Below are 15,081 nucleotides of genomic sequence, written 5' to 3' on the forward strand. Positions count from 1 at the left end.
GCGCGCCGCGACATCGTTGCGCGGCGCGCCCTTGTGTTTCAGACGGGTTCGGGCGGATTGCGCCCGCGAACTCAGCCCGCCTCGCTCGCGTGCTCGCCGAGGATCTGCTTCGCGTAACGCACGCCGATGCCGTATGCGCTATGCGCCTTGAAGATGTCCATGCAGCCGTCGTAGGTTTCGCTGCGCGCCCAGTCCCGTTGCAGTTCGCACATGAATTGCAGCGAGTTCATCGGCACGGCGCCCGCCTGGACGATGCGCTGCACGGCGCGCTCGTGCGCCTCTTCGGTCACGTCGCCGCACGCGTCGGTGGGCACGTAGATTTCGAAGCCTTCGGCCAGCATCTGGATGGTCGGGAACGTCACGCAGACTTCCGTCCACAGGCCGGCGATCACGATCTTCTTGCGGCCCGTGGCCTTGATCGCTTCGCGAAAGCCGGCGTCTTCCCACGAGTTCATCGAGGTACGGTCGATCGGCTTCGTTGCAGGAAACACTTGCTGCACTTCGGGCAGCAGATGGCCGCTGAACGATTCCGAGGCGATCGTCGTGAGGATCGTCGGGACCTTGAAGAGCTTCGCGGCCTTCGCGAGGATCTGCACGTTGTGCAGCACGGCCGTGCGCTCGTGCGAGTGCGTGCCGAAGAACATCTGCGGCTGATGGTCGATGAGCGCGAGCGCGCAGGTGTCGGGCGTGAGCAGTTCAAATGCCATGGGAAACTCCGGTGAGGTGTCGAGTGCGGCGCTGCGACGGCATAGCCATCGCGGTCAATGCACAGCTTAGGGAGCGCGCCGCTTAAAGTCCTTTTGAAAACCTGAAGGCTTCTGAAGCCTTCATCGCTTGATCGGCCTGCATGTCACAGAAATGCAAAAGACCGCTTCGACATGACATCGAAGCGGTCTTTCCGGCGCGCAGCGGCGCGAGAAAAGCGCCTTGTTTCAGGCACTTTCTTCACCTGCCGGTTTACGCCTTGAGGAACGCGAGCAGATCTTCGTTGACCTGATCCACATGCGTGCTGCACATGCCGTGCGGCGCGCCTGCGTAGATCTTGAGCGTGGCGTGCTTGACGAGCTTCGCCGAGAGCTTCGCCGAGTCGTCGATCGGCACGATCTGGTCGGCGTCGCCGTGCAGGATCAGCGTGGGCACGCTGATCTTCTTCAGGTCCTCGGTGTAATCGACTTCCGAGAACTGCTTCACGCACTCGTATTGCCCCTTGATCGAGCCTTGCATGCCCTGACGCCAGAAGTCCTGCACCAGACCTTGCGAGACCTTCGCGTTCGGACGGTTGAAGCCGTAGAACGGCGTGGCGAGATCGAGGTAGAACTGCGAGCGGTTCGCGGCCACGCCCGCGCGAATGCCGTCGAACACCGACATCGGCAGACCGTTGGGATTGGCCTCGGTCTTCACCATGATGGGCGGCACCGCGCCAATCAGCACGGCCTTCGCCACGCGCTTCTCGCCATGACGGCCGATGTAATGCGCGACTTCGCCGCCGCCCGTGGAATGGCCGACCAGCATCGCGCCTTTCACGTCGAGCGCGTCGAGCACCGCGGCGAGGTCGTCGGCGTAGGTGTCCATGTCGTTGCCCGCGCCCGGCTGGCCCGAGCGGCCGTGGCCGCGGCGGTCGTGCGCGATCACGCGATAGCCCTGGTTCACGAGGAAGAGCATCTGCGGGTCCCACGCGTCGGCGCTCAGCGGCCAGCCATGCGAGAACACCACCGGCGTGCCCGTGCCCCAGTCCTTGAAGAAGATCGGCGTGCCGTCCTTGGCGTTCACGTAGCCGCCGCCATGATGATGGCCGGTCGCGCCGTGCGCGTGGCCCGTGCCGGCGTTACCGCTCGAAGTGGCCGCGCTCGCGCTCAGGCTCGACATGGCGGCCATGGCGCCCGCCATGCCTGCGCTGGCCGACAACATGCGGCGGCGCGATGTCGACGGCGGGGTCGTGTGGGTGGCTTGCGTGTTCATGCAGGTTCTCTCCGTCGTTGCGTGTGGTTGAGGGTGTGCGAGGTCAAACGTCGATGCGATGCGAACGCGCAGGCGAGCCCACCGAAGGACGCATGAAATGAAGCGCGCAGATTACGCGCGGCATGGCGGTGACGTCCTGAGCCGAAGCTGAAGCGTCCTGAAAGGCGCGCGCGGCAACGCGCATGGCGGCGCATGGAAGCGCCTCAGGCCGCGCTCCAGACGAGATACGGATTGAACGCGCCGTAGGCGGACCCGTACGCCGAGCCATAGGCCGCTCCGTTCGCGGCGCCGTTCGCGCTCTCGCGCGGCGCGTGCGGCACGGTGCGGTCGTGCGCCGCGCGTTCGTGGCGGGCTTCGCGTGCGGTGGCATCGAGCGAGTTGGCTTCGTAGGCGTTGGCCTCGCGTGCGTTCGCGTCGTACGCGTTGGCATCGCACGCGCAATCGGCATCGAACCCGCGCAGGTCGTCGAGCGCGCGCAGGATCGTCGCATCGACATGACGTTGGGCGGTCGTGCGCACCGCGCGGCGCGCGAGCCATTGCGCCTCGCCTGCGCGCACCAGCTTGTCGAGCGCGAACGCGCGCGTCACGCGCGTGAGGCGATACCGCATGCCCGCCGTGGCCGCGTCCGGTTCGATCGTCACGAGCGACCCGGCGATCAGCCCGGCAATGCCGTCGAGAACCGCGTTCGCGTCGAGCACGGCGCACGCGGCGATATCGAGCGCGGCGTCCAGCCCGAACGGCGTTTCGAAGATGGCGAGACGCCGCAGCACGGTCTGCTCGATCACGTCGAGCCGCGCATAGCTCCAGTCGAGCGAAGCGGCCAGCGTGCGCTGGCGCCCGGGCACGCCGCGCAGGCCGTTGGGCAACGCGAGCGCCGCCTGCGCGTCGAGTTGCGCGTGCAGCGGTCCCACGCCGATCAGCGCCGCGCGCTGGGCCGCGAGTTCCAGCGCGAGCGGCAGGCCGTCGAGTTCGCGGCAGACCTGCGCGACCATGCGCAACGGCACGCCGGAGAGGCTTGCGGCCGCGCCCGCCGGTTCGAGCGCATGCACGCGGGCGAAGAACAGTTGCACCGCGGCGCTTTCGAGCAACACGGCGTCGCGGGTTTCGTCGCTGCCGGGCACGTCGAGCGGCGCGACGCGCACGAGGCGCTCGCCCGTCACGCGCAACGGCTCGCGGCTCGTGGCGATCACCTGCACGTGCGGATGCGCGGCGGCGATCGCGTGACAGCGTTGCGCGGCGGCGTCGATGTCGCCTTCGCAACCGTCGACGATCACGAGCGTGGCGCGTTGCCGGTCGATGTCGGCGAAAAGTCGCGCGTCGGCATGGCGGGCATCATGCGATGGCGCCAATTCCACGGCGTCCGCGATCTCGATACGGCGCACCACGCCGCCGGTGCGGGCGACCCAGCCGTGCGCGAACTCGTGCGCGAGCGCCGTCTTGCCCACACCGCCCGGGCCCACCAGCGTGACGAGCCGCGCTTCGTCGAGCAGCGCGTGCAAGTCCGCCAGCGCGCCGTCGCGGCCGGTCAGCGCGATGCGCGGCGGCAGCCACGCGGCCGTGAGCGCGGCGCGTTCGTCGCGCATCGCGGCGGGCTGCGCGCCCGGCTCCTTCCAGGGCTCCGTGATTTGCTGCGTGATTTGCTGCGTGATTTGCTGCGTGCCGTGCTGCGTGCCGTGCTGCGTGCCGTGTGGCGAGGCAGGCGCCGAACCCGCCGGAAGCGGTGCCGCGCACGCGCCGCATTGCGCGCAGGCGGCACGCTCGGGTGCGCCGGTCGCGTCGTCGGCGGCGTTAGCGGGCTGGGCGGCGTGGGCGGTGGGGGCTGCATGAGCGGCGTGAGCGGCGTGAGCGGCGTGGGCGGCGTGGGCGGCGTGGGCGGTAGAAGCGGTGGAAGCGGCGTGAGCAGTGAAAGCGGCACGGCCGGCGTAATCGGCACGACCCGCAGAATCGCCACGCCCCACCCATGCGGCACGATCCGCGAAAGCGGCGCGATCGGCATGGCCATCGGGCGCCGCGAGCCGGTAGCCGCGCCCGGCCACCGTGCGAATCCAGCCGCGCTTGCCGCCGAGCAGCTTGCGCAGCGCCGAAATATGCACCTGGATGTTGTTGTCGATGACGACAGCGTGCGGCCACACGGCGTCGAGAATCGCGCCCTTCGACACGATCTGGCCGGCCGCGGCGATCAGCAGTTCGAGAATGTCGAACGCGCGCACGCTGACGTGTTGCGGCGCGCCGTCCAGATAGACTTCGCGGCGCTCGAGAGAGACCGTCACCCGATCGAACTGGTACATGATTTTCTCGCGCTAGGGAGTGAGCCGTCGCCACGCGGCGTGGCAGGAACGCTCGTTTATTACCGGCCGTTACCGGCGTGAGTTACCGGTATCGTAGGGAACGCGCGCGGGCTTCTCCATCATCCATAGGTGTGCTCCGGCTACGCCATGAGCACGAGCGCCGCGCGGCCGCGTGCGCGGGCCGTGCCGCGCGAAGCCCGGCGCGACGCGCGAGGCGCGCGGGCGGCCCGCATGAAAACGATCACACTTTGGTATGAGCGAGCGATGCGGGCGGCAGGGGAAACGGCAGGCGGAACGGCGTTCGCATCGGCCCCGAGCGACGGGAAGCGGGGCCGCGAGAGGCCGCGTGGGGCGGCAAGGGGCGGCAAGGGGCGGCAAGAACGCGCGTCAGACCGAGCGGTCGAGGCCCAGCGCGTGTTCGAGGCAGCGCAGGATGTCGGTGTCCTGAAACGGCTTGTTGAGAAAGCAGGTCGCGCCGAGCGCCTTCGCGCGCGCTTCGTCGCCGTCTTTCGCGAAGGCCGTCATGAGGATGACGGGCACGGCGAGCCCGCGCAGACGCAACTGCTCGCAAATGGCGAAGCCGTTCATCTCGGGCATGTGCAGGTCCGTGATGACGCAGTCGATCCGGCGCGGCGCGCTCGCGCCGAGCAGGTCGCGGCCGCTCGCGTACAGCTCGACGGCGAAATCGAAGGAGCGCACGAGTTGCCCCATGGCTTCGCGAACGAATGCGTCGTCGTCGACGATCGCGACGACAGGCGTGGTCATCACACAAATCCCTTTCAGGTGGCCGCCTGGCGGCATAGCGTGCGGCCCCGTCAAGGGTCGGCGGGTGGCCGGTTGCGCGCGATATTGTGCGGGCGTGCCCCGGTCGTGCCCAAACGTGCAACAGGCCCGCACGCCGGAGGCAGCGCCACGCGGCTCACTCCACAGCGCTCAAGCATACTGCGCCGCCGCGCGCGGCCAAATCATACGGTGGTATTGGTGCGCGCGCATCGATTCATGCGCGCGCCGTGGTGTATCTGCACACCGCGGCGGTTCGCAACGACCCGGCGCGGCCGCCACGCGGCGAGCCAGTCCGGCCGCGCCAATACCAAAGTGCGGCCTTCACGGTGGCCGCTTGCGCCTTCCGGCACACAACGGCACGCAACGGCGCGCGACAGCACGCCACGGCACGCACGCGCCAGCGCCCCGCTATCGGCAAAACGGCCGCCAGCCCGCGCCCGGCACCGCAGCATACGCGCCGCGCGCCCTAACACGTTCGTCTGATAGGCAACCCGGCCGCGCTGTGATGCAATGCCGGGCGGCCCCCGCAGCGGGCGCGAAACCCGGCGACTCGTGCCGTTTATGCAATCCGCGCCCCGACCCTGGAGAATCCGATCGTGACAGCCCGCGGTGCCCCGCCCACCCACGGCGGCGAAGGCGGCCATGGCAACGACGACGGCGCAGCGGCGCTGGTGCTGATCGTCGACGACGAAGCCGACATTCGCGCCGGCCTCGGCAGCCTGTTCCGCTCGGTGGGCCTGCAAGTCGCGCTGTTCGCCTCGGCGGCGGAACTGCTCGCCTACCCGCTGCCCGACCTGCCCTGCTGTCTCGTGCTCGACGTGCGTCTGCGCGGCCCGAGCGGCCTCGATTTGCAGGCGCGGCTCGCGCAACTCGGCGTGCCGCTGCCGATCATCTTCATGACCGCGCACGGCGACATCCCCATGACCGTTGCCGCGATGAAGGCGGGCGCCGTCGATTTCATGGCCAAGCCCGTACGCGAGCACGATTTGCTCGAAGCGGTGGCGGCGGCGCTCGACCAGGATCGCGCGCGCCGCCGCGGCCTGTCAGAAACCGGGGCGATGCGCGCGAACTACGCCACGCTCTCGCCGCGCGAAGCCGAGGTGATGCGGCACGCCGTGGCCGGTTTGCTCAACAAGCAGATCGCGGGCGAGATCGGCATCAGCGAGGTGACGGTCAAGATGCATCGCGGCCAGGCCATGCGCAAGATGCAGGCGCGCACCTATGCCGATCTCATCGTCATGGCGCAGCAACTCGGCATCGGCCGTTTCGCGACCGCCGCACACCCCGCGCGCCCCGCATCCCCCGTGAGGGCGCCCCGCTCATGACCCCGCCGCCGCCGCGCCCGCCCCGCTTCGACGCCTGCCCGCGCGCGGCTTCGGCCGTCCCCACGGCGGCCGTCGCCACGGCGGCCGGTTTCGACGCCGCGTGGCTCGCGCGCTGCGAACTCGCCGCGCTCGACGAGAGCGAAGGCGTCCTCACGCAGCGCGCCTACGATCCCGTCACGCTCGCCTCGTGGTTCGTGCGCAGCGCGCCGCTGTACACGGGCGCCGCCGACACGGGGTATCAGCGGCTGCAACGCGAGATCGCGCTCGCGCCGCCCGCGGAGGCCGCGTGGGCCGCGCAACCGGTCGCGATCTTCTGGACGCCCGAGCGCATGGCGTGCGTCTATGCCGCCGGGCCGGGCGCGCGGCTCGCGTCCGAGGCCGCGCGCGCACCGCTCGCGCTCGCCACGTTCCTCGAAGTCGCCGTGGGCGCGGCGCGCGCGCTCGGCGAGGCGCACGCGCAAGGCGCGACCCACGGCGAGGTGCGGCCCGCGCGCCTTTTGCTCGAAGGCGACGGCAGCGTGCGCTTGATCGGCCTCGGCGCCACCGGCACCGCGCCGTCCGGGCCGCTGGCCCTAACCACAATGAGCACAATGAGCGCAACGAGCGCCATGAGCGCCGCGCCGGGATCGGCAGGATCGCCCGGCTCGTCGGCCGCGCCGCTGCTCGCGCCGTTGCCGGCGCCCGCGCTGGCTCCGCTTCTGGCGCCCGGGCTCGCGCCCTTCCTCGCCCCCGAACTCGCGCGCGCGAGCGCCACCGCCGACCTCGCGAAAGCGGATCTCTACGCGCTCGGCGTCACGCTCTACATGCTGCTCACCGGCGCGCTGCCGTTCAGCGCCAGCACGGCCGCCGCGTGGCAGCACGCGCACGTCGCGATCGAACCCGCGCCGCCGCAAACGCTGCGCGCCGAGGTGCCCGACGCGCTCGCCGCCATCGTCCTCAAGCTGATGGCGAAGGACCCGCGCGACCGCTACGGCACCGCCGCCTCCGCGCTCGCCGACCTGTTGCGCAGCCGGCACGCGCTCGCCGCGCACGGCCGGATCGACGGCTTCGCGCTCGACGTCGCGAGCCTGAGCGCGCCGCTCGATCCGGGCCTGCGCCTGGTCGGCCGCGCACCCGAGATCGCGCAACTGCACGCGGCCTTGCAGCGCGTCGCGCAAACCGGCGCGGCCGAACTCGTGCTGGTCGGCGGCGGTCCCGGCTCGGGCAAGTCCGCGCTGGTGGCGGCTTTCGTCGACGAAGCCCTGCGCGACGCGCCGCACCGCGCGCTGCGCCACGCCGCGGGCAAGGGCGACGCGCGCCGCCAGAACATTCCGTACGCGCCGGTCGTCGAGATCGTGCGCGCGCTCACCATGGCCGCGCTCGGCGCCTCCGACGCCACGCTCGCGCGCGTGCGCGACGACTGGCTCGCCCGCCTCGCGGGCCAGGGCGACGCCGTGGCGAGCCTCGTGCCCGAAGCCGCGCACGTGATCGGCGCGAGCCCGCCGCTCACGCACGTCGCCGCGCCGCAGGCGCAATCGCGCACCGGGCGCGCGGTGCTGCAAACCTTCGCCGCGTTCGCCGCGTCGGCCCAACCGGGCGCGCCGCTCGTGCTGTTCATCGACGACCTGCAATGGGCCGACGCCGCCACGCTCGCGCTGCTCGAAGCGTTCGCCGCCGGGCCGCCCGCGAACGTGCTGCTGATCGGCGCTTACCGCGACGACGTCAAACACGGCGAGGCAACCCGCGCGAGCAGCAACGACGCTCCCGCGCAACGCCTCGCGTGGCTGCTGCACGATCCGCGCGCGCAGCGCCGCAGCGCGATCCGCATCACGCGCCTGCATGCGCGCGCCTTGTCGGCGGCCGAACTCGGCGAGCTGTTCGCGCTCACGCTCGACGAAGCGCCCGCGCATCTCGCGCTGCTCGCGCACGCCGTACACCGCAAGACCGGCGGCAATCCGTTCTTCTCGTGGCAACTGCTGCGCGCGCTGATGGACGACGGCGTGCTCGCCTACGACGTCGATCGCGGCGAGTGGGGCTGGAGCGAGAGCGCCGTCGCCAACCTGCGCGACTCGGACAACGTCGTCGACCTGATGCTGAACCGCCTGAGCCGCCTGCCCGCCGAAGGCGCGGCGCTCGTGCAGCAGCTCGCGTGCATCGGCAGCCGCGCCGAAGCGGCGCTGCTCGCGCGCGTGGCCGATACCGACGAAGCCACGGTGCGCGCGCGCCTCGCGCCGTTCGTGGAGGCGGGGCTCGTCGCCGAGGACGCCGGGTGCTACGCGTTCCCGCACGACCGCGTGATGGAATCCGCGTATTCGATGCTCGACGCCGCCGCGCGGCCCGCGCTGCACGCGCGCATCGCCACGATCCTGATCGGCTGCCGCTGCCAGCGCGTCCAGCAGCACGTGTTCGACATCTGCAACCAGATCGAGCGCGCCGACATGGACGCCTGCACGCCGGGCGAGCGCGCCGCGTTCGCGCGCGCGTTGATCGAAGCGGGCAAGCACGCGCGCCACGCGGCCGCGCTGTGCCAGGCCAAGCGCTACGTGAACGACGCGCTCGCGCTCATGAGCGCGTCGTGGTGGATCACGCATTACGAACTGGCGTTTTCGGCGCACGTGCTGCGCTGCGAGTATCTGCTCGCGCAGGCCGACCACGAGACGGCCGCGCGCGAGATCGACGCGCTGCTCGCGAAGGCGCTGCCCACGCTCGACAAGGCCGCCGTGCACCGGCTCAAGGCGCGGCTGCAAACCGTGCGCTCCGACTACGCGGGCGCCATCGAGACCGCGCTCGCGGGGCTCGCGCTGCTCGACGTGCGCTTGCCGCGCGAGCCGTCGCGCGCGCAGCTACGCGCGGGTTACGACGCCGTGCGCGGCGCGTTGCGCGGCCGCGCGATCGCGAGCCTCGGCGCGCTGCCCGCCAGCACCGAGCCGCGCCTGCACACGGTAATGGGCTTGCTCTCGGCGCTCTCGGCGGCGTTTTTCGTCGACGAAGGGCTCGCGCTGCTGCATCTCGCGAAGATGGTCGAACTCACGCTCGAGCACGGCGCCACGCCCGAGTCGCCCTACGGGCTCGCCTGGTTCGGCGTGTACGCGGCGAGCGCCTGGGACGCTTACGACGACGGCCTCGCGTACGGGCTCGCCGCCACCGCGCTGATCGACCTTCACGGTTACGAAGCCGCGCGCGTGGCCGCGCTGGTCGCACTCGACCAGATCAGCGCGTGGACGCGGCCGCTCGCGTGGTCGCTCGACCGCGCGTTGCAGGCGCGCTCGCTCGGGCGCGTGGCGGGCGACATCGGCATGGCCTGTTACGCGTGCCATCACATTGCGTCCGATCTGTTGTCGATGGGCGCGCATTTGCGCGTGGTCGAGGAGGAGATCGCGAGCGGCCTCGAACTCACACGCCAGGTGCAGTATCGCGACATCGAACGCATTCTGCTGGCGCAGGCGCGTTTCGCGCGGCAATTGAGCGGCGAGGGCGCGGCGCTGGCCGCTTCGTCACCCGCTTCGTCACCCGCGTCGCCGCCCGCTTCGGCGGCACTGTCACCGTCATCGCCGGTCGACGACGATCCCGGCACGCACGCCGAGGCCGCGAATTCGCAGGCCACACGCTTTTTTCTGCGGCTCTACGCGGGCATGGCGCGCGTCTACGACGGCGATTACGCCGCCGCGCAAGCGCCGCTCGCCCAGGCCGCCGCGCTCGCGTGGGCCGTGCCCGCGCACATCCATCTCGCCGATTGCCGCCTGTTCGAGGCGCTCGCGCTCGCCCACGCGCCCGGCGCCGAAGCCGCCAAAACGCGCGTGCTCGCCACGCTCGGCGCGCATCGCGAGCGGTTCGCCCAGTGGGCGCGACTCAACGCGCTCACGTTCCGCAACAAGCTGCGGCTGCTCGAAGCCGAAATCGCGCGCCTGAACGGCAATGTGTTCGCCGCGCTCGCGGCCTACGAGCAGGCCGCCGAAGCCGCTGCGGCCGCCGGATTCGTGCACGAGCAGGCGCTCGCGCACGAGTTCGCGGGCGCGCTGTGCGCCGCGCACGGGCTCGACACCTCGGCGCGCGAGCACGTGCGGCGCGCGGCGGCGGGGTATCGGCGCTGGGGCGCGCGGCGCAAGGCCGCACAACTCGCCGCGAAATGGGCGGCGCGGTTTTCAGCGGCGGACTTCGCAGCGAATTTCCCCGCCGACGCTGGCGCGACCTGCGCGGATGAAGCGGCCTCCGGCTTCGGCAGCGCGCCCGCGCCGCATGCGCACGTGCACACGCCCAACGCGCCCGAACGCGGCGCCGCGCCGGGCTGGGCGCTCGGCGTGAACACGGCGCGCGCGATGTCGGGCGAAGTCGTGATCGACCGCCTGATCGAAACCTTGATGACGAGCGTGATCGTCCACGCGGGCGCGCAGTACGGCCTGCTCCTGCTGATGCGCGACAACGGCCCGCGCATCGAGGCCTCGGCGCGCGTGATCGAGCACGCGGTCACGGTCACGCTCGGCAGCGCCGCGCCCAGCGAGGAAGCGCTGCCGCTCGTCGTGCTCAACAGCGTGCTGCGCACGCACGAACCGCTCGTGCTCGCCGACGCCGCCGTGGACGCGCCTTCCCTGCTCGCGCGCGCGCCGCTGCGCTCGGTGCTGTGCCTGCCGCTCGTGCGCGGCGGCGCGCTCGTCGGCGTGATCTATCTGGAAAACAATCTGGCCTCGGGCGTGTTCGACGCGCACCGTATCGCCGAACTCGAAGTGCTCGCGCCGCAACTCGCCATTTCGCTGGAAACGGCGCGCCTTTACGAGCAGCTCGTGGAGGAAAACGACCGCCGGCTCGCCGCCGAAGTCAGCCTGCGCGCCGCGCGCGCGGAACTCGCGCGTACCTCGCACGTGACGGTGCTCGGCAATCTCGCGGCCTCGATCGCGCACGAGGTGAATCAGCCGCTCACGGCGATCACGGCTTCCGTCGACGCGAGCGTGCGCTGGCTCAACCGCCCCACGCCCGAACTCGCCGAAGTGCAGACCGGGCTCGCCAACATCAAGCGCAACAGCGTGCGCGCCGCCGAGATCATCCGCGCGCTGCGCGCGCTCGCGAAGCAGGCGCCCACGGTGTTCGCGCCGCTCGCGCTGGACCCGCTCGTGCGCGACGTGCTCGATCTGCTCAAGCCCGAACTCGATGCGCAGCGCGTGCGCGTGGTCGTGCGGCTCGCGGCTGGCGATACCGGCGCACATAACGACGCAAACGCCGGCGCACATGCCGACACAAACGCCAACACAACCGCCGACGCGGCCATCGTGACCGGCGACCGCGTGCAGTTGCAGCAGGTCGTGCTCAATCTGCTCACCAATGCCATCGAGGCGATGAGCGAGACGCCCGTCGAGCGGCGCGTGCTCGAAATCGCCTCGGTGCGCGAGGGCGGCGAAGTGGTCGTGAGCGTGCGCGACCACGGCCCCGGCATCGCGCCCGGGGAACGCGAAGCGATGTTCGCGCCGTTCTACACGACCAAAAGCTCGGGCATGGGCATGGGGCTCGCGATCTGCCGCTCGATCGTGGAGGCGCATCGCGGCACGCTCGAAGCGCACTCGCACGGGGGCGCCGAACTCGTGTTCCGGCTACCGCTCGCGGCGGCGGCCGTGTCGGCCGAGGCGCCGCCCTCGTCGGCGGGCGCGCACTAAACATCGCTAAACGCGCAGCTAAACTCACGCAACAGGCGTCTCAGAAAAACCTGACATGGCCTATACTCTCCGTCCGACGGCGCAACGCGCCGCCATCGCCGCTCACGGAGACGACGCCTGTGATCACCGAGAACCGAACGCTTCGCGCGCCCGCCAGCTCCGCTCCGGTCGACCGGCTCGGTTGCGCGCTCGACCGGCTCGCGCTCAGCCAGCAGCTCGACGTCGGCGAACTGCGCTTTCATCGCAAGCACGCCCAGCACGGCGCGTTCGGCAAGGTCGAGACGCCCGCCGAGGATCGCGGCTTTTTGATCGGCGTGTCGCTCAAGGGTGGCCACCAGCGCCGCATTCTGCGCGGGCCTGACGCCGCCACGCACGAGTTCGCCGAACACGCGATGTACATTCGCGACTTCGCCACCGACTACCGCGCCGAACTCGCGGGCTCGTTCGATTTCGTGCTCACCGAAGTGCCGCGCGCGTGGCTCGAACGCCTCGGCGCCGACGTCTCGCGCCATCGCGTGCAGGGCATCGCCGCGCGCACGGGCGAGCGCGACGACGTGCTCGGCCATCTGGTGCGCGCGCTGCTGCCCGCGTTCGACGCGCCCGGCGCCCACGACAAGCTGTTCGTCGAACAAATGGGCGTGGCGATCGGGCTGCATCTCGTCTCGCGCTACGGCGGCACGAGCCTGCGCAGCGCGCCGCGCCGCGCCGAACTCTCGCGCTGGCAGGAAGCGCGCGCCAAGGAACTGCTGCTGGGCGGCGCGAGCACGGCGGTATCCATTGAAGCGATCGCGGCCGAATGCAAGCTCTCGCCGAGCTATTTCATTCGCGCGTTTCGCGGCTCGACGGGGCAAACGCCCTACCAGTGGCAACTCGCGCAGCGCATCGCCCGCGCGCAGCATCTGCTCACGCGCAGCGCCTACTCGCTCGTGGAGGTCGCGAGTGTGTGCGGCTTCACCGACCAGACCCACTTCACGCGCGTGTTCTCCAAGGCCGTGGGCGTCGCGCCCGGCGCCTGGCGCAAGCAGAACACCTGATTCGCCTCGCCTGCCCGCCTGGCACGAACGTCCGTCAAGCGCCGCTAAAATCACAGCTAAAACGTTAGCTATCGCTTATCGCACGCAAACTCCGCGTAGTTGTCCCGTGGATGGGGACACGGGCAATATTTTTGCCAAAACGGGACGATTACTGCCAAGACAACGGGTTAACGCCAAGTTAGGATGGCCGCACGCTCGCCGTTGCGCGCGCCGACCCGGAATCGAATCGTGAACCTGCCGTCCCGCACCGCTGCCCGCCTGGAGAGGGAACTCGCCAGCGAACCGTCGACGGTTTATATCGTCGACGACGACGCGTCCGTCAACGAAGCGCTCTGCATGCTCGTGCGCTCGGTCGGTCTCGCCGCGCGCGGCTTTCTCAACGCCCAGGCGTTCCTCGCGTGCGAACGCGGCGAAGGCCCGTCGTGCCTCGTGCTCGACGTGCGCCTGCGCGGCAACAGCGGCCTCACGCTGCAGGACACGCTCAACGCCATGGGCGACCCCATTCCCATCGTCATCATCACGGGCCACGGCGACGTGCCGATGAGCGTGCGCGTGATGAAGGCGGGTGCCACCGACTTCCTCACCAAGCCGTTTCGCGACCAGGATTTCCTCGACGCGATCGGCGTCTCGCTCGAACGCGACGGCGCGCGCCTGGCACAAAGCCGCGCCAACCACGACGTGGCCGCGCGTTTCCGCTCGATGTCGCAGCGCGAGCGCGAAGTCATGGCGCTCGCCGCCTCGGGCCGCATGAACAAGCAGATCGCCGACGAACTTGGCATCAGCGAAGTCACCGTGAAAATTCATCGCGGCAGCGCCATGCGCAAGATGCAGGCGCGCTCGTTCGCCGAACTCGTGATCCTCGCGCACCGCCTGGGCGTGGCCGAAGCCGGTTGCGAACGGCGCGTGCTCGCTTCGGCATCCTGACGAATCTTCCAAGGCGCGCCGCGTACCCGGGCACGCCCCACACGTACGTCACGCGTAGTCGTATTTCCCGCCCCGCTCGAGCGCGCGCTGATACGCGGGCCGGGCGTGAATGCGTTCGAGGAAACCGGCAATGGCGGTGAGCGACGCGTCCGCGCCGCGCGCGCTCGCGGCTTCGAGCGGAAAGCTCATTTGAATGTCGGCGGCGCTGAAGTCGTTGCCGACGAACCAGCCGGTCTTGTTCAACTCGTCGTTGATAAAGCCGAAATGCAGCTTCAATTGCGGATCGACGAAACTCGACTGCAACGCCTGCGCGATCTTGCGCGCGATCGGCTTCGCGAAGAACGGCATGGGCGCGCCCGCAATGCGCAGCGCCACGAGCTTGAGCAACAGCGGCGGCATGGCCGAGCCTTCGGCGTAGTGCATCCAGTAGCGAAAGCGCTGCCATTCCGGCGTGCCCACGGCGGGCGCGAAGCGGCCTTGGGTGTCGTACTTGTGCAGCAGGTATTCGATGATGGCGCCCGACTCCGCGACCGTCTGCTCGTCGTCGACAATCACGGGCGACTTGCCGAGCGGGTGAATCTTGCGCAACGCGGGCGGTGCGAGCAGGGTTTGCGGATCGCGCTCGTAGCGCTGGATCTCGTACGGCACGCCCAGTTCTTCGAGCAGCCACAGCACGCGCTGCGAGCGCGAATTGTTCAGGTGATGGACAGTGATCATGGTGAGCGCCCGCGGTGAGTTGGACCCGGCACTATGCGCAAGCGGGGTGCGCGCGTCAATTTTCCGCGCGGTTTTTTGGCGTGATTAGACTAAACCGTCGAATTGCCGGGGGCGCGCACGGAACGTGCCCGTCATTCGATGATGGCTAGCCCGCACGCGCGCGATTCGTAGATTCATCACGCCATTTTTCCTGTGGTCACGATCTTTTTACCGTGCGGAATTTTGCCGATGCGTGTGCCAATACGTGTGCCAACACGCGCTCCAATCCGGTGCCAATCCGGTGCATTCCGCACCACCATAAAGTGATTGCGCATCGCGATGGGGAATGCGTCGTTCGCCACTAAAGTTCGTTCGATGTGCTGCCGTTACGCCGAGGTGGAGTGGGCTTGTGCAGGGCCATTTTCTTCCGGGCGCGTCGAGTTTTGAGTTG

At 70.0% G+C, this 15,081-nt stretch carries 10 protein-coding genes; 4 read left to right on the plus strand and 6 right to left on the minus strand.

The features are described 5' to 3' along the window. Positions 1–71: 71 nt before the first annotated feature. The 4 genes from FAZ98_RS24525 to FAZ98_RS24540 all read right to left on the minus strand — a co-directional run bounded on the left by FAZ98_RS24525 (position 72) and on the right by FAZ98_RS24540 (position 5,012). Positions 72–707, minus strand: a complete 636-nt coding sequence (locus FAZ98_RS24525; RefSeq protein WP_158954922.1) for a hydrolase — start codon at positions 705–707, stop codon at positions 72–74. Positions 708–957: 250 nt separating this feature from the next. After that, the gene (locus FAZ98_RS24530) at positions 958–1,959 is read right to left on the minus strand and encodes an alpha/beta fold hydrolase (RefSeq protein WP_233272910.1); all 1,002 of its coding nucleotides are present in this window, start codon (positions 1,957–1,959) and stop codon (positions 958–960) included. 203 nt (positions 1,960–2,162) lie between these two features. Then, entirely contained in the window at positions 2,163–4,247 is a 2,085-nt protein-coding gene (locus tag FAZ98_RS35740) for a winged helix-turn-helix domain-containing protein (protein WP_233272911.1), read from the minus strand. Positions 4,248–4,634: 387 nt separating this feature from the next. Then, positions 4,635–5,012, minus strand: a complete 378-nt coding sequence (locus FAZ98_RS24540; protein ID WP_158954924.1) for a response regulator transcription factor — start codon at positions 5,010–5,012, stop codon at positions 4,635–4,637. A 689-nt stretch (positions 5,013–5,701) separates the two neighbouring features. On the opposite strand from FAZ98_RS24540, the gene FAZ98_RS24545 reads away from it, so the two are divergent. The 4 genes from FAZ98_RS24545 (at position 5,702) to FAZ98_RS24560 (ending at position 13,934) form a co-directional block, all read left to right on the plus strand. Next, complete coding sequence (locus FAZ98_RS24545; RefSeq protein WP_158956480.1) at positions 5,702–6,355, plus strand: response regulator transcription factor; 654 nt, start codon at positions 5,702–5,704, stop codon at positions 6,353–6,355. Continuing rightward, the gene (locus FAZ98_RS24550) at positions 6,352–11,976 is read left to right on the plus strand and encodes a trifunctional serine/threonine-protein kinase/ATP-binding protein/sensor histidine kinase (RefSeq protein WP_158954926.1); all 5,625 of its coding nucleotides are present in this window, start codon (positions 6,352–6,354) and stop codon (positions 11,974–11,976) included. The genes FAZ98_RS24545 and FAZ98_RS24550 overlap by 4 nt, the downstream gene beginning before the upstream one ends. A 119-nt stretch (positions 11,977–12,095) precedes the next feature. Next, on the plus strand, positions 12,096–13,010 hold the full coding sequence (locus FAZ98_RS24555; RefSeq protein ID WP_158954928.1) for a helix-turn-helix domain-containing protein: 915 nt from the start codon (positions 12,096–12,098) through the stop codon (positions 13,008–13,010). Positions 13,011–13,238: 228 nt separating this feature from the next. Further along, the gene (locus tag FAZ98_RS24560) at positions 13,239–13,934 is read left to right on the plus strand and encodes a response regulator transcription factor (RefSeq protein WP_233272912.1); all 696 of its coding nucleotides are present in this window, start codon (positions 13,239–13,241) and stop codon (positions 13,932–13,934) included. A gap of 48 nt (positions 13,935–13,982) precedes the next feature. On the opposite strand, the gene FAZ98_RS24565 is transcribed toward FAZ98_RS24560, so the two are convergent. Further along, complete coding sequence (locus FAZ98_RS24565; protein ID WP_158954932.1) at positions 13,983–14,651, minus strand: glutathione S-transferase; 669 nt, start codon at positions 14,649–14,651, stop codon at positions 13,983–13,985. A 176-nt stretch (positions 14,652–14,827) separates the two neighbouring features. Further along, positions 14,828–14,992 carry a hypothetical protein gene (locus FAZ98_RS24570; RefSeq protein WP_158954934.1) on the minus strand — a complete coding sequence of 55 codons (165 nt, stop codon included), beginning with the start codon at positions 14,990–14,992 and terminating at the stop codon, positions 14,828–14,830. Positions 14,993–15,081 lie beyond the last annotated feature (89 nt).

The sequence above is a fragment of the Paraburkholderia acidisoli genome, assembly GCF_009789675.1.
Lineage (GTDB): Bacteria > Pseudomonadota > Gammaproteobacteria > Burkholderiales > Burkholderiaceae > Paraburkholderia > Paraburkholderia acidisoli.